This is a genomic window from Rhizobium sp. USDA 4016, assembly GCF_056279705.1.
The window spans coordinates 2636738-2659494 of the sequence record NZ_JBWCCY010000004.1; the positions used below are offsets into that span (position 1 = coordinate 2636738).

At 56.8% G+C, this 22757-nt stretch carries 28 protein-coding genes and 1 tRNA gene; 3 read left to right on the forward strand and 26 right to left on the reverse strand.

Annotated features, from left to right (window positions below; translation table 11 throughout):
* Positions 1–26 precede the first annotated feature (26 nt).
* From ACZ9DP_RS28595 to ACZ9DP_RS28605, 3 genes are read right to left on the reverse strand one after another with little or no spacing between them, the layout of a single operon-like run.
* The gene (locus ACZ9DP_RS28595; RefSeq protein ID WP_476204266.1) at positions 27–410 is read right to left on the reverse strand and encodes a hypothetical protein; all 384 of its coding nucleotides are present in this window, start codon (positions 408–410) and stop codon (positions 27–29) included.
* On the reverse strand, positions 407–718 hold the full coding sequence (locus tag ACZ9DP_RS28600) for a hypothetical protein (RefSeq protein ID WP_476204267.1): 312 nt from the start codon (positions 716–718) through the stop codon (positions 407–409). The genes ACZ9DP_RS28595 and ACZ9DP_RS28600 overlap by 4 nt, the downstream gene beginning before the upstream one ends.
* Positions 715–1245: a peptidoglycan recognition protein family protein gene (locus ACZ9DP_RS28605; protein WP_476204268.1), complete on the reverse strand. Its 531-nt coding sequence runs from the start codon at positions 1243–1245 to the stop codon at positions 715–717. Before ACZ9DP_RS28605 ends, ACZ9DP_RS28600 begins: the two co-directional genes overlap by 4 nt.
* Before the next feature lie 219 nt (positions 1246–1464).
* Here ACZ9DP_RS28605 and ACZ9DP_RS28610 point away from each other — a divergent pair, with 219 nt between their 5' ends.
* Complete coding sequence (locus ACZ9DP_RS28610; protein WP_476204269.1) at positions 1465–1686, forward strand: hypothetical protein; 222 nt, start codon at positions 1465–1467, stop codon at positions 1684–1686.
* Positions 1643–2266, forward strand: a complete 624-nt coding sequence (locus ACZ9DP_RS28615) for a class I SAM-dependent methyltransferase (protein WP_476204270.1) — start codon at positions 1643–1645, stop codon at positions 2264–2266. The genes ACZ9DP_RS28610 and ACZ9DP_RS28615 overlap by 44 nt, the downstream gene beginning before the upstream one ends.
* Before the next feature lie 196 nt (positions 2267–2462).
* Here the strand turns inward: ACZ9DP_RS28615 and ACZ9DP_RS28620 are convergent, their stop codons facing one another.
* The 6 genes from ACZ9DP_RS28620 to ACZ9DP_RS28645 all read right to left on the reverse strand — a co-directional run bounded on the left by ACZ9DP_RS28620 (position 2463) and on the right by ACZ9DP_RS28645 (position 10897).
* A complete protein-coding gene (locus ACZ9DP_RS28620) occupies positions 2463–4064 on the reverse strand; it encodes a tail fiber domain-containing protein (protein ID WP_476204271.1) in 1602 nt (533 codons plus the stop codon).
* Positions 4065–4103: 39 nt separating this feature from the next.
* Positions 4104–6611 (reverse strand): phage tail protein, encoded by a 2508-nt coding sequence (locus ACZ9DP_RS28625; RefSeq protein WP_476204273.1) that lies wholly within the window; start codon positions 6609–6611, stop codon positions 4104–4106.
* Complete coding sequence (locus ACZ9DP_RS28630; RefSeq protein ID WP_476204274.1) at positions 6599–7012, reverse strand: DUF6950 family protein; 414 nt, start codon at positions 7010–7012, stop codon at positions 6599–6601. The genes ACZ9DP_RS28625 and ACZ9DP_RS28630 overlap by 13 nt, the downstream gene beginning before the upstream one ends.
* Entirely contained in the window at positions 7009–7494 is a 486-nt protein-coding gene (locus ACZ9DP_RS28635) for a hypothetical protein (RefSeq protein ID WP_476204275.1), read from the reverse strand. The genes ACZ9DP_RS28630 and ACZ9DP_RS28635 overlap by 4 nt, the downstream gene beginning before the upstream one ends.
* A gap of 123 nt (positions 7495–7617) precedes the next feature.
* Positions 7618–8331, reverse strand: a complete 714-nt coding sequence (locus ACZ9DP_RS28640; RefSeq protein WP_476204276.1) for a hypothetical protein — start codon at positions 8329–8331, stop codon at positions 7618–7620.
* Between the two features lie 16 nt (positions 8332–8347).
* Positions 8348–10897, reverse strand: coding sequence for a phage tail length tape measure family protein (locus ACZ9DP_RS28645; RefSeq protein ID WP_476204278.1), 2550 nt, complete (start codon positions 10895–10897; stop codon positions 8348–8350).
* Between the two features lie 63 nt (positions 10898–10960).
* Here ACZ9DP_RS28645 and ACZ9DP_RS28650 point away from each other — a divergent pair, with 63 nt between their 5' ends.
* The gene (locus ACZ9DP_RS28650; RefSeq protein WP_476204279.1) at positions 10961–11128 is read left to right on the forward strand and encodes a hypothetical protein; all 168 of its coding nucleotides are present in this window, start codon (positions 10961–10963) and stop codon (positions 11126–11128) included.
* Between the two features lie 205 nt (positions 11129–11333).
* Here the strand turns inward: ACZ9DP_RS28650 and ACZ9DP_RS28655 are convergent, their stop codons facing one another.
* The 17 genes from ACZ9DP_RS28655 to ACZ9DP_RS28735 all read right to left on the reverse strand — a co-directional run bounded on the left by ACZ9DP_RS28655 (position 11334) and on the right by ACZ9DP_RS28735 (position 22715).
* A complete protein-coding gene (locus ACZ9DP_RS28655) occupies positions 11334–11687 on the reverse strand; it encodes a gene transfer agent family protein (RefSeq protein WP_476204280.1) in 354 nt (117 codons plus the stop codon).
* Positions 11687–12136 (reverse strand): phage tail tube protein, encoded by a 450-nt coding sequence (locus ACZ9DP_RS28660; RefSeq protein ID WP_183922715.1) that lies wholly within the window; start codon positions 12134–12136, stop codon positions 11687–11689. Before ACZ9DP_RS28660 ends, ACZ9DP_RS28655 begins: the two co-directional genes overlap by 1 nt.
* Before the next feature lie 60 nt (positions 12137–12196).
* On the reverse strand, positions 12197–12376 hold the full coding sequence (locus ACZ9DP_RS28665; protein WP_476204281.1) for a hypothetical protein: 180 nt from the start codon (positions 12374–12376) through the stop codon (positions 12197–12199).
* A 17-nt stretch (positions 12377–12393) separates the two neighbouring features.
* Positions 12394–12804, reverse strand: coding sequence for a DUF3168 domain-containing protein (locus tag ACZ9DP_RS28670; protein ID WP_476204282.1), 411 nt, complete (start codon positions 12802–12804; stop codon positions 12394–12396).
* 9 nt (positions 12805–12813) lie between these two features.
* Positions 12814–13305 carry an HK97-gp10 family putative phage morphogenesis protein gene (locus tag ACZ9DP_RS28675; protein ID WP_476204283.1) on the reverse strand — a complete coding sequence of 164 codons (492 nt, stop codon included), beginning with the start codon at positions 13303–13305 and terminating at the stop codon, positions 12814–12816.
* A 15-nt stretch (positions 13306–13320) separates the two neighbouring features.
* Positions 13321–13665 (reverse strand): phage head closure protein, encoded by a 345-nt coding sequence (locus tag ACZ9DP_RS28680; protein ID WP_476204284.1) that lies wholly within the window; start codon positions 13663–13665, stop codon positions 13321–13323.
* The gene (locus tag ACZ9DP_RS28685) at positions 13665–14090 is read right to left on the reverse strand and encodes a hypothetical protein (protein WP_476204285.1); all 426 of its coding nucleotides are present in this window, start codon (positions 14088–14090) and stop codon (positions 13665–13667) included. Before ACZ9DP_RS28685 ends, ACZ9DP_RS28680 begins: the two co-directional genes overlap by 1 nt.
* 15 nt (positions 14091–14105) lie before the next feature.
* Positions 14106–15035 (reverse strand): GIY-YIG nuclease family protein, encoded by a 930-nt coding sequence (locus tag ACZ9DP_RS28690; RefSeq protein ID WP_476204286.1) that lies wholly within the window; start codon positions 15033–15035, stop codon positions 14106–14108.
* Positions 15036–15160: 125 nt separating this feature from the next.
* Positions 15161–15721, reverse strand: a complete 561-nt coding sequence (locus ACZ9DP_RS28695) for a head-tail connector protein (RefSeq protein WP_476204287.1) — start codon at positions 15719–15721, stop codon at positions 15161–15163.
* Between the two features lie 18 nt (positions 15722–15739).
* Positions 15740–15997 (reverse strand): hypothetical protein, encoded by a 258-nt coding sequence (locus ACZ9DP_RS28700; RefSeq protein ID WP_476204288.1) that lies wholly within the window; start codon positions 15995–15997, stop codon positions 15740–15742.
* On the reverse strand, positions 15997–16425 hold the full coding sequence (locus ACZ9DP_RS28705) for a hypothetical protein (RefSeq protein WP_476204289.1): 429 nt from the start codon (positions 16423–16425) through the stop codon (positions 15997–15999). Before ACZ9DP_RS28705 ends, ACZ9DP_RS28700 begins: the two co-directional genes overlap by 1 nt.
* A 57-nt stretch (positions 16426–16482) precedes the next feature.
* Entirely contained in the window at positions 16483–17769 is a 1287-nt protein-coding gene (locus tag ACZ9DP_RS28710) for a phage major capsid protein (protein ID WP_476204290.1), read from the reverse strand.
* Between the two features lie 46 nt (positions 17770–17815).
* The gene (locus ACZ9DP_RS28715) at positions 17816–18607 is read right to left on the reverse strand and encodes an HK97 family phage prohead protease (RefSeq protein ID WP_476204291.1); all 792 of its coding nucleotides are present in this window, start codon (positions 18605–18607) and stop codon (positions 17816–17818) included.
* On the reverse strand, positions 18540–19793 hold the full coding sequence (locus ACZ9DP_RS28720) for a phage portal protein (RefSeq protein ID WP_476204292.1): 1254 nt from the start codon (positions 19791–19793) through the stop codon (positions 18540–18542). Before ACZ9DP_RS28720 ends, ACZ9DP_RS28715 begins: the two co-directional genes overlap by 68 nt.
* A gap of 36 nt (positions 19794–19829) precedes the next feature.
* Positions 19830–21776, reverse strand: coding sequence for a terminase large subunit (locus ACZ9DP_RS28725; RefSeq protein ID WP_476204293.1), 1947 nt, complete (start codon positions 21774–21776; stop codon positions 19830–19832).
* Entirely contained in the window at positions 21733–22119 is a 387-nt protein-coding gene (locus ACZ9DP_RS28730) for a hypothetical protein (protein WP_476204294.1), read from the reverse strand. Before ACZ9DP_RS28730 ends, ACZ9DP_RS28725 begins: the two co-directional genes overlap by 44 nt.
* A gap of 519 nt (positions 22120–22638) precedes the next feature.
* Positions 22639–22715: transfer RNA gene (locus tag ACZ9DP_RS28735), tRNA-Met, on the reverse strand.
* Between the last annotated feature and the right edge of the window lie 42 nt (positions 22716–22757).

Here is a 22757-nt window from a genome sequence, read left to right on the forward strand (position 1 = left end):
CGGGCGGCGGAGGGACGACGACTAGTTTATCGTATCTTGTTGATACGGCGCACGCTGGGAGCACCAAGCACAGGCTTGCCAGCATCAGGATCTTGATCAGCTTCACGCTGGAGCTCCTCAATTCGTTCTTGTAGGGATTGGTTAGCGGCCTGCATCTCGGAAATTCGGGCAGCCTCGCGTGCCTTGGCGGCGTTGTTTGCCGCGTCCTGGCGCTCGACTTCCTTGTTGCGCGCGTCGGCCGCGGCGGCTTTTAGTTCGGCGATTTGGCCTTTGTAGTAAGCCTCGGCGCGAACGTAGCCCTTGTGGTCGACATACCAGTACGCGCCCGTTGCTGCGGCAAGGACGAGAGCGGCGACGAACAGATAGGCGGCCAGACTGTCGAGGCCGAGTGCCTTTGTGATAAAGGTCATGTCAGTTGATCCTCCGGAGTCGCGGGCTTCGTGCCTGGCTCGATGGGGTAGTAGGTGCCCCCCGCGCTGTTCGCCGCCGCACTGCTAGCCGCCGTAAACGACTTGACGTAAGCGCGCAGATCAAGGTGCCCTACCCCCATGTACGCACCAGCAACGCCGAGTACGAAGGCGAAGCCGCTGGCCGCCACGTAGGCAGCCTGCAGATAAACGATGGCGAGATAGATAGCTCCCCATGCCAGCGCGACGTTGAAGCCGACAAGCCACTTAGAGAAGCGTCGGCTGCTGGTCTTCCCAACTGGCCCAGTCATAGCCGGCCCGCCACTGCAGTCCGCAGCAAGTCGCCGCAAGCCTTTGCGCCTTTCACCTCCGGCGCGAACGCCAGCCTTGTGAAGTCCCACTTGCCGCGCTGTTTGATGCCGAGATTGGCCTGCACTTCGGCGTGGCTAAGCACGGTGCGCGGCGTAACCGGGATGCCATAAGCGCGACACAGATCGGCAACCACTTCAGCCAATTTTTCCCACTGCACTTTCGTCATCGGCGACTTGCCGGCATTGAACGGGGCTTCGGTCGCAAGGGCCATGCAGCACAGCGAGACGCCGATCGAGCCGGAATTGCAGTTCAGGGTATGAGCGGCATAGCCCTTCTTTGCCGGGGATTCGTTCAATGCAATGGATGGTCGCCCGCGGACGACATTGCCGTCAGCTTCAATCAGGATATGGTAATGCTCCTTGTCGAAGTCGGTTGCCTTGTGACCGCCGGCCGTCCAATGGCAAATCACGCGATCCATCTTGACGCGCGGAAGCCACTCCGCGGGCAGCGTAGTTGTGGGGGTCATCTGGTTGTCCTTATTTATCTACCCGAAGGCGCAGCGAAGCACCCGGCGCCGGTCAGCGACGAGTTTCATGGGTGTTTCCTTGGAGGATTACCGGCGCGGCTAGTCAGAGGCGATCTGTCGACTTTGATTTCGATATGATCGAAAATGCGGTCAGGCGTGGCACCTTGCCAATGGTCTCGGCTGTATGGCAATAAGATCCACAACTAGGGGGAAGATATTATGAGTGACAGCATCCCGGCGCGCTACGAGACGCGCCAACCGAGCGATCAAACGATTGTGGATATTTTTAAGGGCAGCTGGAAGTCCCAACTTCCAAGAGATTTGGCATCGGGCAATACTCCCATGTTCGAACAAGATTTTCGGCCAAGGTGGTTCAACGAGATGATCCCCGGCGGAGTTGCCGGAAAGTCCGTATTGGAGCTCGGACCGTTCGAAGGTTAGTTACCAGACCTATTGGCTTGATAAGCTCGGCGCCTCTGAAATTGTTTCCGTTGAAGGGAACACGATTAATTTTCTCAAGTGCCTGTGCTTAAAGGAGTTGTTCGGCTTAAAGGCGCAACTGAAGCTGGGGAATGTCCAACTTGAGTTGGAGGAACCGAAGCGCAAGTATGACATCGTTTGGGCGTCTGGCGTTCTCTACCATATGGAAAACCCGGTTCGCTTCCTGGAAGCAGCCTGCCACGCGTCCGATGCCATTTTCATCTGGACCCACTATTTCGATGCCGACATGATGCGAGCTCTCGCGGCACGTGGCGGTCCCAGATTTGTCCCGCAATTAGATCGCACAGTTACCCATCAAGGCCGGGACATCACCCTTCACGCCAGGACCTATGACATTGAAGGCTATGAGGACAATATCCCGCTTTATTGGGAAGGCGCCCCGGCCGATACCACCACTTGGTTGAAGTTGGATGATATATATTTCGTCCTTGAGGCGAACGGCTTCAAAATACACGCGACTGAGTTCATTGGTGAAATGGATGGTATTCCGACCGCATCATTTGCTGCATTGAGGGCCTAAACTTGCCCTCCTGCCGGGAGCGCAACATCAGCGTTTATCTTCGACCTATCCGTCATGAGAACTTCAAGCTCTGCAATTCGGTGATCGCGGACAGCGATTTCCTGGGCCAGATTTGCGCACCGGTCGAGCGCCGTGTCTCGCTGGGCACGGAGTTCATTAAATGCCGCCTGAACCTTTGCGGCTTCTGCCTTATCCATCATGCTGCTTTCTCCAGTTTTTCGAGGCGAGAGACAATCTCCTGCATGCCCTTGACGACGGGCGCAAAGAACTCGTCATAACCGAGAGACATGACGTCATCTCCGCCATTGATTGAATGATCCTGAAAGCCGCCAAAGTCAGATCCAATAACGGCAACTTCCTGCGCAATGAAACCGTGGTGGAAGCGCTTACGCTTGCGCGATCCGTCCTTCTGACCGTCAGCATAGTCCTCGCGCAGATCCCATCGGTAATCGACAGGACGCAGCTTCAGGATGAAATCAAGGCCAAGCTCGGTATCGCGGATATCCGCCTTATCTCGCTCATCAGATCGATTCTGCACCGTGCCGTAAACGTAGGTCGTGGTTGCGCTGTTCCCGAGCTGCACCTGGTTGCTTCCGGTAACAGTCGCCTGATAACCCAGACACGTTGTATTGCTGAAATTGATCGACGCTGCCGTTTCTGCGCCTACACACGTGTTCTGAGAGCCGGTTGTGATGGCATTGCCGGCGAGAGCGCCGATTAAGGTATTTCGGTTGCCGGTTGTTACCGCGCCCCCAGCACTCCTACCAACGCCGGTATTCGATACATCCGTGGCGACAAATAGCGCCCCTGCACCGACCGCAGTGTTGTCGGAACCGACCTGATTGCCGTTAAGAGCGTTGTCACCGACAGCGACGTTATTGTCTCCTGTCGTATTCTGGTTCGACGCGAAGCGACCCACTGCGGTATTCGTCGCGCCACCATTATTTAGAGATAGCGCAGCATAACCAACGGCAGTATTTCCGTTGTCGCCGATCGCGAAGCTCAACGCCTCGTAGCCAACCGCCACGGATTGAATGCCCGTGGTGTTTCGCTTCAGTGCGCGGAATCCGACAGCCACATTTCCATCTGCCGTATTTTCTTGCAGGGCGTTATAGCCGACAGCCACGTTGTTGGATGCGTCGTTCCCGACCGCCGTAGCCGTATCACCTGCGGTTCCTGCCAATGCTCCAAGGCCAACTGCGACATTACTCTCACCAGTGGTGATATTCATGCACGTATTCATACCGACGCCGGTATTTCCGCCGCCAGTCGTCAGTTCCTGGCCCGACCAGCCACCAAGCATGGTGTTGTAGAAACCGGTGCAAGCGGCCGGCGTAAAGTCGTCGGCGCCCATTGCGCCGTGGCCGAGTGCAGTATTGCCGCCACCGACAGTAATTGAACGTCCGGCATTGGAGCCGACACCGGTATTGAAATCCGTTATCGTCACATCCGACAGAGCGTTCGTGCCCACCGCCGTATTGCCATTGGCATTGTGAATGCCGGATGGAGCCGTCAGAGAGCTTAGCGAGTTTTGACCAACAGCAGTATTCTCCGCACCGTTGGTAAGGCTTTCCAGCGCCTTATCGCCAAACGCGGTGTTATGGACATTGAGCGGCTGTCCGTTGTCGACAGCGAAGGTTTGGGTGTTGGACGCAAGGTTTCCTGCAGTTTCATCGTATTTGTTAGTGCCAGCAGTAAGATATTCGCGAATATCCGCCTTTATAGGCTTGTGTGGCCCTGATGACGGGACGCCATCCGTCTCATAGTCGCGGAAGATCTCGTTGGCGGTCTTAACCATTTTTCGTAATTCCTGTGCCTTATTGCATTAATTTTCGCGTCAGATAACCGTCACCGGCACTGGGCCACTCACCGGGCCGTCCACACCGGATCCGTTGAATGGAACCGCGTAGTAGTCCCATGCCCCCTGTGGAGCGCAGGAGAAGGTTTCCTCAAAGACGGCCGCATCATCGGCAGAACCGTTGAACGCCGCTGTCCCGCGAATTGCGAACAGATTTCGGTTTGCTGTCATCGTGATCCGATCGCGATATTGAGCATTTGCGGTCTGGTTTGGTCCCGTTTGATTGGACACGCCTACGTCGTCGAACCGAGCGCTGTAAGAACCTGCGCTTGCTCCCGAAACCGTGAACGCCACGCGTGCGACAGATCCATTTGGGATGGATGTTATCGACTGAGAAATGATGCGTGCCGCCGCGCCGGCCGCCTTGTTGGCCTTCCCGCCTGAGATCGTCCAATCCGTTTCCTTTGTCCAAACGGTATCGGTATCGAAGCCGGGATTGCTCAGGAGGTTGACGCGCGTTGCATCGCCGTCCGTGTAGGAGTAGATGGTAAGCGGCGAAACGCTAAGCGTAGCAATAGCCACATCCGTATCTATATCCAGAGGGACGCCAGATGCCTTTCGGTAAATCCTTACCGTCCTGAGATGGCTATCGTTCGCCGTTGTTATGCCAAACGCTGCTTTACCGAGGTGCGGGGCCGCATCGGTGTTTATGAATGACGAGAGAGCAACCGGAGCGACAGAATCAGCCGTAACTGTAAGGTAGATATAGTCCGTCCATTCCGACTTTGATCCGCCCCCATACGCGCGCAGGCGAACCTTGTATTCTTCACCGTCGGCGAGATATGGGGTCCGAACCTGCGTATCGCCGGCATTTGAAAATGCCGATTGAACGCCTGTCGAGCCGCTAGTGCGGTCAAATTCCAACTCATATGTCAACGTGGAGTCCACAAAGTCCCATGTTCCCAGAATAAAGGCGGCCGTTGCGCCACCTGAAACTACGTCCGTTTGAACAGTCGCCGAGAAGTCAACCGGATCGGGGACTCCTTCATCGGGCAACGGATCGACAGACTCGCCAGGCACACCCTCCTCTGTCGCTGCATTGAAGGCATACAGGTCCGAATCCACAAAAATACCAGAGAACGAAACGCGCATGTTGCGCAGATCGATGCTTACGCTTGAGGTGATTTCGACAACGGCATTCACGAGTCCACGAGAAGGATAGTGAACCGTCACAAAGCGGCGGTACGGAACGTTGCGAGCGTCGTCTGCAGTGTAATCGGCCACGATGGAAACCTTGCGGGCGTTGGCTCGTATATAAACAAGCTTCTGTTTACGCTGGCAGTGGTTGTGGCTCTGGATTAGCGCGTTCTCGAATGTCTTCGTGCGCTCGGTGCTATCGTCGATATCGCCGTAAGGATCGCCATAAATGGCTGCGTCTTCCGTGATGTAGTCTTTTGCCGTGTTTACGTACCGCCCGCGGACACCAAGAACCGTCGCCGAGCGACGCTTATTCTTGTCGACGCGGATGCTGTAGATGCTCTTGGCATCGAGCGTGATATCGGGCGCAACATACTCGCCGGCGTGAACGCCAATCTTGCCGTCTGCTCGCTCATAGACGACCATCTCGGCCGCCTCATCCATGACGCGGCCGACTTCGATCGGATCATTGCTGGCGCGGAACCAGAAGCCGCCGTTATAGCGCTTCTCAGTGCCGCCTGTGCGGTTGGTGACATTCTGATCGCAAACGGCAGCCGCATTGATCCAATCCGGCAGATACATATTCTCATAGGCCATCTTGCCGCCGACTGGGTGGCAAAGGTGCCAAAGGCGCATAAGGGCGATGTTCTTCGAGAATTCCCACGTCGATGGGTTGTTATACCGATGCGAGCCTGAGCCGCCTTGTGTGCTGTCCTTACGCGGGTCATAAAGAAGCGCGCCATTGCCAACTGCCGAATGCTCTGGCATCTGGTTCGGGAAAACGTCTAGAAAATCCTCGGAGCTAACTGTGTTGCACCACATCCACACCGAGGCAAGACCGTCACCTCGGCAGTTGTTGTTCCAGATCGTAGGAAATTTTGAAACAACCTCCGGATAAGCCGTTTCTGCGTTCAGTCCTAAGCGAGTCAGAATTGCAACGGAGTCGTCGCCGTACTTCCCGCCAATGCTGTTTACATACCCATTGCCGTCGAGCGTGACCTTGTCATCATGCAAGTAGTGCTGCACGAATCCCGAAATACGATGACCTGCCCAGACAATGATGTGGTGAGCCTTGCCGGCCTTCTCCTCTAGGAAAACGTAGTCTCCGCCCTTCTTGGTCGTGCCAAGAACGTAGGCAAGCGACGGAACGCTCTGCTTTAGATTGTAGCTGCCGTCGTCCGGCTTTGGGACTGATGGTTTGTCTGGAGCAAGAAGAGTGCTCGCGAGAAAAGCTCCTCCGGCAAAAATCGCATATCCAAGCGCCGTAGCAAGTGGACCTGCTAAGGTTGTCGCTATCGCCGTGGAGGAAATGAGGAAAGAAAAAATAGGTCCGGCGATCAACTGTGGCATACTATCCTCCACGCCGCTAAGGTTCTGGCCGTCATCTGGCCGAATCCGCCGTGCATACGAACAAGCCACGATTTTCCATCGTGGATCGCTCCGAACTGCCGATGGATATTGGATGGGCTTCCGATGACGCCGATGTCGCCACGCTGCGGGTGCCGCACGAGGCAGCCGCCAATCTTGGTAACGCAGCGCTGGACAGTCGAAACCGCGCCTTGGTGGGCCGCTATGATGGATCGAAAGCCCTCGTCGCTGTCGTAGGTGCCTCGCAGATGGGTGGCCGGATCGTCGTGGCCGAGCCACATCGCCCAATCTGCCAGAACAATGCAGCAATCGACCTTGCCGGGTCGCCAAGGGCGGGCGTCGTTGTCGGCAATGAAGGCGGCCAGCTTATCGTCGACCGTCACCAACTCGGCCACTTTACCGTCTGGTCTCGCATCAGCGGCACGCGCTTGCAAAACTCGTCATCTGCTGCCGATGGATTAAGAATTGCCGAGCGTGCGCGTTGGTCGACGTCAGATAGCACGGCTCCGTTCGTTACCGTACGCAGCGTGAAGAGGTTCGTTATCTCTATATTGACCGTCGATCGTATGCCGCCTGCGCCAGCCTCATCGGAAACGTCGAGGTTGTCGATTTCGCCGGTAAAAACGATGATAGGGTCGCCGTCTGGCTGCTCTTCTTCATCCAAAATCTGAAGTTTGACTATGAACGGAGAGCCCTGAATGGAATTCTCTTCATCGTAGTTCCAGATTTCGTCCGCAGCAGATCCGCTCACATCAATCAAAGAAAGCGCCAGCGTATAAGCCTCGCCGTTGATTGCCGCCTCGAGCGACTGCAGCGCGTCCTCTGTGAACTGCGCCGGCCGGTAGAAGTTGCCGTCGCCATCCACGAACGTGCCGCCAGACCCATCCCAGAGTCGAATGGTGTCTTCCGGCAAAACGGCATCGCAAAGGATGCGCAGTGACTTGATAGCCATGTCGCCCTAACTTCAATTTTTTGGAATTGCCGCCAGCTAAGCGGCCAAGCCCGACCAGTAGTCGACCGCCTCAACGAAGCTCACGGATGGAGCCGCCTGTTTTGAAATGGCGTTCTGGTCGACGTCCATGCCGCGATCCTCGACCAAGTGGCAAAGGCACGTCGGCTGGTCGAACTCGAGATCCGAGCCGGCAGGAATTAGTGCGCGCACAGATGGCGAAATCGGAACCGTCCAAATATCGCCGTCGATTTCCGTCACTGGCCCAGTCTCATAGAGCGCATGGTCGTATGAGAATCGCACGCCGACAAGATTGGCATCGGCGTTGATAATGCGCAGCCTGATTGACGTTGCCCCAACTGCGGTCACGCCATCGGTAACAACCGAGATGGCGCCCTGCATATAAGGCGTGTCATCGTCAAACGGCGTGTCGTCGCCGTGCTCCGTGTCGACAACCGGCTCGAATTCACCAGAGACGTACGGCGCCGACAGACTGGAGCGAACGCGAACGGCAATCAGGCCTGACTTGCCGCCAAGCTTCTGCCGGATAGCCTGCCAAGTCTGCCATGCTTCGCGCTTCTTATTGCGCATGACGACGTTTTGGTAATCGATCGCCCAAAAACCAAGGTCCGTACGAACCGCTGGCTCGACTCCGCCAAGCGTCCTGCCGCCCGACCGCGTGTAAGCAACCAGATTGGCAGACACCGTTTGCGGGCGGAGAACGCAGATGGGCCACTCGATGATGTTAGCCATTATCTTTTTGCCTCCATCATCTCCACTCTCCGCCGGCTTTGTTGGCCTGATATTTCGCCATCGTCGGGACAACGTTTTGGTTCGCGGCGGCCACAATCTTCGGACTGGCCGACGCAACCGTCTTTTGACTAACGGATTCCACAAAAGGCATAAGGTTGCCGTTGTTGTCTGCCGAGACGCCGACGGTGACGTGGACGTTGTTGCCGCCACCTGTCTTCGTGCCGCGGGGCAGAACGACCTCGCCGCGCTGCAGGATGGCTGGAACTTCGCCAGGCTGAAGGCCAGCGACGCCGCCTTTGTGATACCGCTTGGCGCCAGCGAACGCAGAAGGCGACACCGATCGTCCGTGGCCGTAGCCATCAGATCCGGCGACGCCACCTTTGTGCAGAATGCCAGGAATAATCATACCGCCGAGGAGACCGCCGCCACCGCCGCCACCAAAGAGACCGCCCGAAAACAAGCTCTCGAGTCCGATATCGATTATCTTGTCGAGCACTTTATTGAGAGCATTGCTCAAGGCCTCTGCGGCTGATGCACCACTGCGCAGATCGCTGATAAATCCGCCGACCACCTCTTTGCCAAGACCGGAGAATTGTTTGGCTGCATCAGCGACTCGCTGCTGCGAAACCTTCAACTGCTCGCTGGCCGTCGATGCTCTAGCGTAGTTTTCAGCAAGACCCGCGATCTGCTCGCGCAATCCCGGCGTGATCTCCAATCCAGCGCGCTGCGCTTCAGATAGAAGCTGCTGCTCAATCCTAGCGTTTTCAACAGCGTATCCGTAGTCGGTGACTAGCGGGTTTAGCTTTTCTTGAGCCGCGTATTCGGCATTCAGCGCGTCAATGCGCGCTTGGACCTGCTGAACATCGCCTTTGAAAAGGTCTGCCGGCGTCTTTTTTGTGGACTCGCCTGACGAAATACCGGTTCCGGAAAGGAAGGCTTGTGCCTCCTCCTTGCGCCGCGACGGATTGGATGACAGCGCAGCAATTGCATTGGCAACTTTCTCAGCGCCGCCGCCTTCTTGAATGGCCTTGACGATGGAATCCGGCAGGCTGCCGTAGTTGTATGCGATGCTCGTCAGAGCGGCTTGCTGCGCCTCATTAAGAGACTTCCACGTATCAATTCCAATAGCTTTTTGGATGCCGGACTGGAATTCGATAATACGCCTTGAAAGGTCACGTTGCGCGTCCTCAAGGGTAACGACGGTATCCTTCGTAACCTTTTCAATCTGGCCATTCGCACGCGTTGCGGTATCACTACCGAAACCTGTTCTAAATGCGTTCACATCCCACTTGGCGGTGGAAATGAACCCTTCAAAGCCTCTAATCATCTGCGCGGCAGCACTCTCGCCGGCAGCCTGCAGGTTGCTTTCGTTTGCCTTAAAGGTGTTGTTTTCGTCCCAGTTCAGGAATTTTCCGCCGCCAGAATACAGAGGTGTCAATTGTCCCAATGGCGATTTGTTTATTTGTGCCTGCAGGCCGTTCAGGTTCTTGGCGTATTCGCCGACCTGTGAAAGCGCCTGCCCCATGGCAGGTATAAGTTCGGTCTTTATCTTGTCGGCAACAGTGCTTATCGCACCGCCGCCGCTCGCTCCCAACCCCAGCGCGGAAGCCGTAAGCGAGGCAAACATTTTCTTCGCCTGCTCGCCACTGAGGTAAAGCGTATCCAGCTTTTTCTGAGTTTGCTCTATGGCATCCTGAAGCGGGATGGATTCCTGCGCGGTGATTCGTATCTGTTTCGCCAGTTCTCGAATATTTTCGGGAGCGCCCTTCTGATTTTCGATCTCGGCCAGCGCTAGCGCCAAGCCACGAAAATCAGGGATATCCTTATTCAGAAGCTGGAGTGCGTCTGTGAAATCCGCCAGCGCTTGCGTTCCGCCCGTATTGGTCAGGCCTCGCAGACCGGTGATGATCTCCCTTGAGAGGCCGTCACCTGTGGATTCTATAGCAGTCTGAAGGCTGCCGAACTCATCCTTGAGCTTTTGCAGTTCAATCTGCTTAACGGCATCCGAATACTTCTTTACGCCCTGCTCGGCGATGCCCCATGCCTCATCAAACGACTTGATGACATCGCCATGGGCTTTCAGCAGCTTCTCGCTGTCAGGAACGCCGGAATTAAGCGTCGTAAGATACTGAACGAGGGCGCCGCTAAGGCCGATAATCGCGAACGAAGCAAGCGAAACTGGATTGACCATCGTGGCGAATGCACCGCCAAGGGTCTTTACGGCACCGAGGATGCCGCCACTGCCTTGCAGCGCTTGCGCAACCTGACTACCCTGCTGCACCATAATCGTGAACGGGGACGTGCCAGATGCAAGGCCCATCGCAATGTCGTTCAACTGAAACGAAAGGTTCGATACTGCGGCGCGCTGCGCCCCTAACGATCGCTCGACTTTCCTCCCAGCGCCCTCAAAACTCTTGCCAACGTTATCGTTGGCACCTTTGAAGTTATCCTCGATTCCTTTGGCAGTCTGTCCAGCCGCCTTGGCGATCGAAGCAAGTTGCTTCTCAAAGCGCTTCTGCGTGGCCTCAATCGAGACAAGCAGGCGAGCAGTATCGTCAGCGGCCATTATTCACCTTTATGGACAAAAGCTACACAATCTGCGATAGTGCGCTCAAAAAAGAGGGGAACCATGGATAACTGGCTCAAAGCATTACTGGCCGCGGCTTGCATCGCAGTGATTGCCGGCGTTGGCTACTTTGCGTCGCAAGAGTACGACGCAAAGTATTCAAGCGGAGCGAAAACAAGCGCGCTTCTAGAGCGAAACAAGCAGACACTTCGCGCGCTCGGCAACAACTAGAAGCCTTCAATCCCAAGATCAGCGGCCACGTCGTCATTCATTGCTGGCGGAGCCTCTTCTTCGCTTGCGTGCGCCTTACGATATCCGTCGTAGCACACGGCAAACTCCCAGAGGGTCATGTCGTCGATATCGCGTGGTGGGAATCCCATGACCGCACCGGCCGCGTAATATGTCGACCACCGAGTCGCCCCATTGGGCAGCGGGTCTAGTTGCTTTCCGCCGCTATCCCCGCCTCCGGCTCCCCCGGCTGGTCTGCTGTCTCCCACATGATGAAACGCCGGATTATCTCTGCCGAAGTTACGGCGAGCGCATATGGGCTGGCCACATCGAGGGCAGCCTCAACCGCCTTCTGCGCATCGCGCTCGGACACCCCCCCACCGACCAAGCCCAGCCTGATCGGGCCGACGACGTCGTCGATCTTCCACTGGGAAGAAAGCAGACGCATCATCACGACGGCGCAGCCGGCGTCGCTGCGCTGCTCTATGGCGCGCAGTTCGCCGATGCCCAGACGGAAAGCGTGCTCCCCGCCTGGCCAGACTATCTCCTCGGCGCCGCGCATTAAGCGGCCTTATTGGTGCGCGTCGGGATGCCGTCGAACTGCACTTCGATTTCGGCAGTCACCTTTGTGCCGCGTTCCGCCTGGTTGTTGATGGAGACGAGGTAGGCATTGCCGGTTTCGTACTCGGTATCGCCGACGGCGGCATTTACGTGCTGGACGCGAACGCTCTTGGTTGCGCCGGAATACCACCAATCGAGCATGGTCTCGTGGCTCTGAGATGCCCATACGCCGGATCCGGAAATAGTGACTTCCTGAGACTGAACGGCGCGCTCAACGGCGGCCGGCAGGGACTCGTCGTCGCAATCCGGAACTTCAGACGTCGACATGTTGCTCTGGCGATTGATACCGCGGGAAGTCAGGCCGCAGAGGCGGGAATAAACACCGCTGCCCGCAGTCGTTTCGACCTCGAGGACAAGTTGATGGAAGTTGGCAGTAGTAGCCCTTGTCATAAAATTCTCCAACAAAAAAGCCGCTCACTGGCGGCTTGGTAGGGTGGTGGGCTACACGCCCTATTTTTCGGATATTCGCCGCTTTGGCGGCGTTGCTTTCGTCGCTCGCCCAATTGAAACGGCGTAGTCGACGAAATCATGCGGGAAGCTTTGCGGCTCTGGCTTCGGCTTGGCGTTGAAGCTGAATTTGCTTTTAGGGCGCGACCAGTTCACCTCTTGGCTAACAATCATCCAGGCCATACCGCCTCCAGTGGCCATTACTCTGGCTCTTCTACGCTAGCCGTTACGCTCACGACGCCGTGCGTTGTCAGGCCGTCGGAATCGGTAAAGACGCGGCGAAAGTCGACGCGGATCTCAGCGAGCGCATTTTCAGTCAGTGTCAATTCCTGCTCGTGCAGCGCTCTGTAGATCAGATCCACAAGAGTTTTTGCCTCGACTTGGCCAACGGCCTTGCTCCAGACGTCAATCTGAAACGTGTGCGTGCCGCTTACGGAGCAATCCGCGCTGTCGTCGACAACGTCTGATGGGCCGAAGCTGATGTATGCGTTCTTCGTCCCGTACGGCGAGGCAGGCACTCGATCGTAAACGCCTGCGGCGATTGCCATAATGCCAAGGTTGGCCTTCAGCGTGTCATACAGGAGCTTTTGCAGTTCAATCGATGGGCTCATCAGCGCTCCTTAGTCGGCCTCGGCCTGCGTAACCGGCCCAACGAACTTGATGGCCTTTTTCATCTCGCGACGGATCCGAGATTGAATTCGCTTCTTCAGAGATCGATAGGATGGGAAGAAAAACGGCTGCGCCCTGCTGCCAGGATGCGCATTCGCAACGCCACTGAAGCTCTTATTGCCGCCGCCTGTCGCAACGTTATGCGGAGCAGTACCAAACTCGACGAAGGCCGCGTAGTAGGCTTTCTGGCTACCCGCATAGACCGTAATCTTTAGCCCGCGCTCGTCTGGATCGGTCTGCGTGAGAACCTTAGCGCCAGCGGGGGCGTTGCCCCACGTCCAGCCAATTGAATCGCGCAGATCGCCATCATCAAAGGGAACAAGCCGCTTCATCATGGCGACAAGTTCGTCTGCGCTCTTCTCCATGGCCGCCCTTGCGGCCAATTCGATGCGCTTTGGAATGGCGGAAACGGCCTTGTTGAGCGCGCCTATACCTTGGACCACCCGCGCACCTCCATACTACACAGCGACGCCTCGCTCACAGAGGAAGTCAATCCACTTGTTGTCGACGGTCGCCGTGACATCGCGAATGGCGTACTCGACGCCGCTTCGCTTGTCGGTCACCTTCCAATCGGCAGTCACAGCGCGCGTCTTTGCGTGGGCGCGAACGCGGATAACCTGCGGATGTCGGTTTTCTAGGCGTGCCGCAATTACTGTCTCGCCGCCCCGCAGATGCTTGTACGATGCAGCGTCGGAAAACTGCTCAATCCACTCGGATACGACATTGCCGTACCCGTCATCTTGTTCGTTGCGCTTGGCGAAAGAGACGCGCTCGCGCAATGCACCGGCGCCTCCATCACTCATTACGAGCTCGCTACGCCAGAGTACTGAATGTCGAGATTCAGGACAGACGTCGAAGATGCAAGGCCAAGCAGTGTGAAGTAGTCGCCGCCAGAAATGTCCGCAACCGGGCACAGCGCTCCTGGCGTGTCAGACAGGTAGTACGCCGTACCTGCTGTTAGGACTGCGCCGAGTGTGATCTGGCCGCTTGTCTGCACTACGACAGGCTGGTTTGCTGCTGCGCTATTAAGCGCAATGTCGACGTTGCTGCCCTGCCCACGCGCTGCCGCAGTGGCCGCGTCGCTGTCGGCAAGCTGCCATTTGCCAGTCGTTGCCGTATCGAGGTAAACGACCTGGCCAGCGGCGATCGCTGCGCCAGCAATGCCGCGCTCTGTAGGTGCGCCTGAGCCAGCGATGACGGCTGAACTCGTGATAGTCAAATCTGCCAATGTTTTGTTCCTTCGTTATGCGGCTACAGGATCAATCTTTGGAAAATTGACATATGCCCCGATGCCTACATGCACCACAATCGCAGCGTCGTATGCTCGCGCCGCCTCTTCTGCTGTTTGGAAGTATCCCACGTGCTTGTTTTTGCCTCCAACGCGAATGCGAGATGCAAAACTACCGCGAGAGTTGTCGAAGAATACGCCCTTAAATCCCGTTTTGTTATTTGACTGCGGGCCTTTTGCTACTACAGACATAGACCTTCGCTCTATGATTGACGTGTCATTCGCGTAAGTCTCGCGCATTTTTGCGGCATGCGCTGCGCGCGCCTCTTCTGTCGAGAATCGCGCCTTCGTCAATTCAGATGCGCGCAGTCGCTCACTCGGATCAGCGTAACGCAACAAAGTGTTTGCGCGCTGCCTTTCCCTTTGAGTTGGATCGTCCTCGTACCGCTTGAGATGCGACGCGCTCATCTTTGCGCGCTGCTCATCGGGCACTTTCCTGCCGCGCTTAGTCTCGACCATTCTCGCTACTGTCTCTAGCGATTTTGACTTGCCCTTAAGGGCGGCGCTCTTTTTAGAGCGCGTTTCCGCACTCTGCACCTGACCCTTAACGCCGTCACCGCCGTCAGTGAGGTTCATTAGTGTCACGCCATTGCCACGATACTCCGCAATAAGCGCGATCTCCATTTTCATGGCCGCTTCTTGCGTTAGTCCGGTCTCCATGACGCACATCAAAATGTTGGCACCTGCGGCAATCACTGATTCGATCCACCGAGACTTCTTCCATCCCTCCTTTTGAGCTTGGCTCAAATGAAGCGAAAGACGAGCACGAGGATTGTTCGTGATGCCGATGTAGCGAATTTCTTCGGATATTCGGTCGTCAACTAGGCCGTAAACAAACCAAGTATCAGCCCGCTTAGGCGCGGTGCGCCTGTCGTATATTTCCATGCAAGGTGTCCAATCCTGCGTCCACATGTTGGCGTCTGGCAGGTGCGTGGACACACACTTTTCGGGAGCTACCCTAGCCAGACGATTACATATAAGTTGCCGGAACGATTAAAGTCCAGACGGCATTACGACCAATTGCGATACGGCATAAGGAGCGCATCAACTGCCATCGGCAGATCGCTCAACTTTACTTCGGTTGCCGCTTCTCTGTTTTCGTACCAATGGCCGATAGTCAGCAGCGCGGCGTGTTTTATGGATGCAGGCAAGACTGTGTAGCCAGCCGTAAACTCGATACGAACCGACTCCGACTCGCCATCAGTCTCTGGCCAGTCAGTATCCTTGGCTGGAAGGATGTAGCCGTTTCCGCCCTCGCCGATGGTGCGAAAATCGGTTATTTCCTGCTCTGCACCGCCGTCAGACGGGGTGTAAAAGACGCCATCGACCGTAACCAGCGGAGGCTTCGGAATGTCCAATTTTCCGTCTGGAAAGTCACAAAGCGTATATTCCCACTCGGATGCGGGCGCAGACCGACCAATCCAGCTATTTTCGCCGAAAAGCCAGTCACCAGCGGCCGCTATAAGTCCGTCGATATAGGCGTCGTCATCATTGTGAAACACGCGCAGGTGCGCCTTCGCGTCAGCCGTGCTAACAATCGGCGAGACCGCCGTCACAAGGCGCAATCCCATCTTGTCGTATCCTGCCTGTTATTTGCCTCTACGGCGGCGCGGTTCGGGCTTTGGATCGGTCGGCTGCGGCGCCAAAAACTCAGCAGCAGGCTCGATGACAGCAGCAACCTCAACGACTGCGACAACGGGCTTATCGCCAACCGCCTCAATGTAGCCTTCGGCCGCGAGGCCATCCTGCATACCGCCCCACTCTGAACGCTCATCGCCCGCATTCAGGTCAATGAGCGTGAGGCCATCTTCCGAATAGGAAAACCGCCTCACAACCCGATAGAGCATTACGACAGGGTCGGCGTCGGCGCAGAGCGTGCGTGGCTGAGGATAGCCACAACAGCAATCGGAGCTGAGCCAGTGTTTGCGGTCACGTCGTCGATTTCGATCGAGACGTAACGCTTGCCACCGACGTAGCCGATCTTGCGGGCTTCGCCGTCGTCGCCGAAAGCAAAGCCAGCAGCGGCTTCAGTGCCGAGCAGGAACTTGTCGTCAACCGCAGCGTGGGCACCCTGCGTGGACGTGTCGCCGTCCTTGACAACGACAGCCCAGGTTGCGTCCGCGTCGGCGAGTACGCCAGTCTGGATGACGAACGTGACGCTTTCATAGCCGGCAGTGTCGATAGCGCCGGAAACCAGCGCCGTGCCGTCGGTAAGAGTGATCGGCGCAATCGCGATCACCGGATGAATATTATTGTACGTGTCCTTCGATGCCATCAGGCTATCTCCTTATTCGTTGGAAATGGCGCCCCGTTAAGGGCGCCAGCTAATGGCTTAGGCCGAGCACTTCAGCTTGCGGAACGCTTCAGCAAGGACCACCTGACCGCCAAGGCGGCGGCGGAAGATGAAGCGGATGTTGCCGGCAGTCGCCTGAGTGTACGGGTCGCGAAGCATGGACATCTGAATGCGGTCGACGAGGGTGTAGGCCTTCGCGAAGTCGCCGTAAGCGATCGGGAAAGTGCCAGCACCTTCCGACGGCATGTCCGGAACTTCGACGTAGGGGTCGCCGTCGATCGTGTTCGGCTGGCCGCCGAGGCCAGGCATCCAGATGTAGTTCTTTTCTGCATCCTTCAGCTTGCGAACGGAGCCGAGCGTAGTGCGGTTAAGCGTCCATGTGGCATTGCGAGCGTAGGCGGTCTTCAGCGCATACTTGAGCGACAGGAGGCCGTTTGCCTGACCGTCTGAGTCGGCGATCGTGGTTGCCGAGCCAGAGTTGTTCTCGCCAACGCCGGCAGCGCTCATCCAGCCTTCCGGCTTACCGACGCCGTTGCCTGCGACAACTGCCGTACCTTCGGCGAGAGCAAACTGCTCGGTTGCCTCGGAAGAAATCTCCGATTCCATGTTGAATGCAGAATCTTCAAGGTTCTGCTCGGAGATGTCGATCAGAGCGTACATCTCGTGGGTCGGGATTTCCCACATGCCGTAACGCAGGCCGTCGGTCTCGGAGCGAGTGCCCTGCTCGGCAACCCACTGGGCTGCGAACTGGCCGGTGCGCTTCGGAATCTGGATGGCCTTGGAAGCCGTCTGGCGAACACGCACAAGCGTACGAACCGGGCTGATCTCGGTAACGCCCTTGATGATTTCACGGACGTATTCCATCGGGGCGAGATAGCCGCCAGTCGTGTCGTTGCCGACCGACATAGCTTTGTACTCAGCCTCGACGTCCTTGAACAGCTTCTGCTGGTCCGAGGACAGGTTTGCGAGGCCCTGCGTATGGGCGAAGACAACCGAGCGTGCCCACATGTCGTGGCGAGCCTTGCGCTCTGCGCTCTTGTCTGCCGAACCGGCGCCGGCGAGAGAGAGGCGATTCAGCTTCTCTTCAAGTTCGTCGATATGCTTCTTCTCGTCTTCGGCGGCCTTCTTGGCCTCGAGCAGAGCGGCTGTTGCCTTCTGGTTGGCGTCTTCGAACTTGGCGAGCGTTGCTTCGACCTTGCCGAGCTTTTCGGTAAGGACCGGGTCGGCGACACCCTTTGCCTTGATTTCCGCCAGAGCGGCGTCGTTGGTTGCCTTGAATTCTTCGAACGCGGTCATAACCTGTTCGATGGCGGTTTTATCCGTCATGATAGTCTCCTGTGATGTGATGGTTTTTGAGAGCGTGCCGCGGGCGTTAGCCGGCGATCAGCGCCTTGATGCGCTCGGCCAGCTTGGTAAGCTCGGCGTCGCTCTTGACTGCCGTGTCATCCTCATCACGAGGAGTAGATTCCGGCTCTTCGGCTTCGCGCCGAAGTATTTCCTTGAAGACCGAAACAGCTTTCACACTGTCCGCCCGCGACAATCCTGCGTCACGCAGGGCGTCTTCGATTTCTCGCGGGTTAAATTCTGATTTCACGTTCAAAATGCGCGCCTTCCCGTTCATCGGGAACGTGACAAGGCTCACCTCTAGGAGGTCCACAGCCTTCAGCGTGCGACGCGGCTCGTCTGGAGCGCTGCGCAATAGCCATTCGACCGCTCTGAAACCGATAGAAAGGCCAGAAATGGCCGGTCTTGGCTTCATTTTGAGCAGTTCATAGGCTTCCCTGCCGCGCTCCGTGTTGGCAAACTTGCCTTCGACGTAGAGGCCGATATCGTCCTCTTTCATCTCAGTCCAAACGCCAATCGGCGTCATCTGGCTGCCGTAAACGCCGTGCTGAGACAACATCGCAGGCCAAACGCCCGTTTTCTTGGCTTTTGCCAGCGTTTCCTTGAATGCGCCCTTCAGAATGACGTCATCGCCAGAGTCGATGTTGCCGAAAACAGCACCATAGCCGGAAAACGTCATTTCGCCTTCGGGTGCATCTGCCTTGATTTCGCCTAGCGTGAAGCCAAGATGCTCAATGGCGGCGGTGCCGCTCTTATTTTTCGTCATTTTGCTTGTCCCGTTGAGCGTCCCGTGGCTTCGCACCAGTTGCGCCGCCAACATTCGTTGGTTTTGGCAGTTTTCCCGCCTCTCCGCCGAGGGCGTTGAGGTCTTCCTCCCCGCGTACCTCGTCCTGCGTCATCCAGGCAGGTGCGCCGCCCGCGCCAAGCGCCTTTGCGTAGTACTCGCCGCGGTCTTTATGGGCGCCGCGAAGGAGGGAATTTACGTTGAATTTGGCGAAAAACGCCTCGTCTTCGTCGCCATCAAGCAAATCATTGTCGATCGATTGCTCAATGCGCACGATCCAAGGCATCAGCGTATGAATAACGTGCGCCAGAAAGATCTGCTCGGCGCTCGCGAATGTCATTGCCTGCCCGGAATGACCTACCATCGGCGGCAAAACACGAAATGCGCGGCAGATTTCCTCGATTTGGAACTTGCGCGTGTCAAGATGCTGCGCATCGACACCAGTCATAGACTGCGGCGTCCATTTGAAGCCGGAATCAATGACAAATGGCTTGTGTCGGTTATTCCCGCCAACCTGAGCCGCAATCCAAGCCTGAATCTGCTTGTATTTCTCCGGATCAATCTTGTTGTCCGTCGAATACACGCCAGAAGTTTGCAGGCCGTTGGCGTGCATCTCGGCTTGCGTGTTTTCGGTGGCGATCGTGAGACCAATTGCCTCGCGCGCCTGCCTTACAGCATCCATCCCGCGCCACGTGTCCCATGATGGGCCGCGGATGTGCCAAATCATGGACTGCGGGAAGTCCATCGACCGTCCATCGATGCCGCTGACCGTGTAAGTCAGCGAGTAGTCGTTGTTGCGGGTGATGGTGACACAGCCAGGATCAATGGGAATAAGTTCCTTGACCTGGCTGCGGACGATATTCTTGTAGAAAAAGGCGTTGCCCGTGAGGGCGAGGTGAAAAATCATCGTTTCGCGCAATGCGAACGATGTCTGCCATTGGTTCGGCTTGCTGTTCAGAACCTTGTAGAGCGGATGATCCGTCGCGGGCAGACTCCCCTTCCCGTTCGGCAACTCTTGCATGACGCGCAAAGGCACCTGCGCGACGCCCTCCGCGATGACGCGAATGCAGGCAAAAACGGTGGAAACGTCTAGTGCACGCTCCCAACTCACCGGCACGCCAGCTTTCGACGTCCTAGCACCGAAGAAATCGAGCCACGCAGGATCGAACGACACGGCCTTTTCCTCAGCCTTGCGGCCGAGTAGCCTATCAATGATACCCATCCGGCATTCCTTGTTATTGAAAATGCCCGATGGGCTCTATTGGGTGGGCTGCGCCGAGTAGTCGGCGCCTGGATCTAGGACTTCCCAGAAAGACTGGCCCTGCGTAGGTGGGGCGCCATCAACCGCAGCACCGACAGCCATCGCCGCAGCGACAGCAGGGTCGATGCGCACCGTGCTTTTCTTCTTCGAAAACCACTGGTTGCCCATGAGCGGATCGGTCTCGACGTGAACACCCATCAAGGCGCCAACCAGAACCGGAGACCGGCGCAGGCGGATGCGCTCCTCAAGGATGAGCGTTTCCAGCGCAGCAACAGAGCCGGGCATCCAAAGCCCCAACGGAGGCTCAAGGCCGGCATCTTTCGCAGCCTGCACTTTGTCTTCGTCCGGCTTCGCTCGCTTCTTGCCGCCCTGCGGATGCGCTACCGTCTTGATGTCAACGCCGTACTCGTCGAGCTCGGTTTCGAACTTATCAAACGCATAACGGTCGAAAGCCAAAACGCCGATGCCATGCTCGGTATTGAGACGAGCGAATAATGCAGCAACATGGTCGTACCGAATGCGCGCGCCTTCAGGCGCATTGATGTAGCCTTGATCGAGCCACAGCCGATAAGGCACATGGTCCTGCTTCGACCGCTCATCCATGGTGTCACGAGGCGTCCACGCCTCAATCCACAGATCGTAAGTCGGCAGGTCAACCTCTTCACCGTCCTCGCGCGTCACGCGCTTGGTGCCGGTCTCGATGGTGAATGCCGCCGCGGTCAAATCCTTAGCGCCAGACAGGTCAAGGCCAGCCGCCGTGATCTTCTTGCCTTTGTGCTCTTCGTAAGGGTCGAAATCGACCATCACCTTTTCGAGCAACGGGCGCGGTATCCAAGCTGTGTCGGCTTCCGTCCAGACGCAGAAATGCAAACGGAGAATGCCGTTTCGCTTCGAAGGAATGTCCTTCGCCTGGTTCACAACGCCGGCAAGATAATCGTGCTTCAGCGTCACGCCGAAGAGCGGGTTTGCCTTCTGCCAGCAAGTCGGATCCGTGAACGGATCATCATCCTTGTCGAGCGCGCACACATACGAAAAGGTGGTGTCGTCAATGACTTCCCCGACATAGTTGAAGTCATCGTCAGGTGTCTGCGTCCCTGCTGCTACCTTTACGGCATGCTGGTGTTCGTCCCAGCAGATGCTGTTTCGATCGGAACCGCTGTTCGTGATCATGAAAAGCAGTGGCTGACGGCGAAACTTGAAGCCGCGCTCGAGCATCTCGATGACCTTGCCATCAGGATGCTCATGGATCTCATCGCATAGCGCAATGTAAGGCCGCGGGCCGCTGTGCGCGCCTTCGCGCGAAATGGGCCGAAAGAATGACCGCTTCTTGAGGTACGACAGGTTCCAGACCGGATTGCCACCGGATGGCGTCAACTTTGACTTCAGCGAAGGTGACTGCTCGTACATCGCGACGGCGTCGCGAAACAGAACGAACGCCTGGTCTTTGTTCGCAGCGGCAGCATAGATTTCAGCCGCCGCCTCGCCATCAGACGTAAGGCAGTAGTGCCCAATGCCTGCAGCTAGCGGAGACTTGCCGTTGCCTTTGCCTTCCTCGATATAAGCGCGTCGAAAGCGTCGCAGGATTGCGCCATCCGATTCAACGCGCTTCCATCCAAAGATGGAGCCAATCTTGAACTGCTGCGAAATATGCGGGTGAAACGGACGTCCTTCGAACTGGCCGCCATTTAGTCGAAGAACTGCTGGAAAGAACCGAAGAACACGGCTTGCCGCCTCCGGATCCCAGTGAATGCCACGCTTCGGGCCATTCAGACGATCGTCTCGATGCCTGCGGCACGCGTTCCGCACATGAGGGCCAGCAATGATTGTGCCGCTAAGGACGGCTTCGGCATACTCATCAACTGGACCTGTCGGATATTTCGGGTTGAAATGGGCAGGAAGCTTAGTCGTCGAAGAACTCGTCGGCCGGGTCTTTGCTCTCGCCATCCGGTTTATCTCCAGCCTTGCTGGCATCAGCCGGCGTCGCGCCCATTTGCCCGTAGCATTGTCGAAGAAGGTTCATGGCCTGAACGCCAACGTCATCACCCTTCATCATCCTGCCGCGGATGTTCGCAGCGATCGCCAGGTGGCCGCGGTGGCTCCAGTTGAGCCATGGCACCTCAGATGCAATTTCTTTCCACGCCTTCTGGGCGTGCTCATTTAGCCATTCGAACGGCTCGCCGACGCTCTCGTCGACGGTCGGCTCGTTGCGGCCCTTAAACTTTGTTTTTTGCTTATCAGCGTGGCCGGTAATTTCCGCCTTGGCCTTCGGCGTGCGCGGCCTAGCCATAAAATACCTCTTGACAAATTTGTAATGTGTGAGTAGTGTAAAACCATCAGCCGTTGAGCATGCTCCGGCGCCACAACCCCACCCAAGACCTCAACATTTCAATCGAAAAAATGTGTAAGAATCCCCATCGCCGGTACCCAGGCCGTGCAGGCCCAGAGATCCGACCACCCCCTCCCTATCGAGGATTGTGTCATCATAGCAAACCATTGATTTTATTGAACTAAATAGGCCATCCGTCCGCTCCATATCTCACTACGGTCTTGCCGTTGTCCTCAAGCTGGCCTCTCGAGGAGTGGCACGGCTTGCAGGTTGAGACGAATGGGCCTGACCAGAACAACACCATGTCGCCTCGATGCGGAACAGCATGGTGCACTTCGGTGGCGGCCGTCACTTCTTCGCGCTCGAGACACCACTCGCACAGGGGCTGGGTGCTGAGCTGATGATGGCGAATGCAACGCCACTGCGCCGTCTTGTATAGACGCCTGTATAGCGACGCTTCTTCGGAGCGCGCATCTGATTTGGTTGCAGGAGCTGGACTTGAACCAGCGACCTTCAGCTTATGAGGCTGACGAGCTACCATGCTGCTCTATCCTGCATAAAATCGAAAGCGGCGAGGAGCCGGGATAACCAGCTCTACT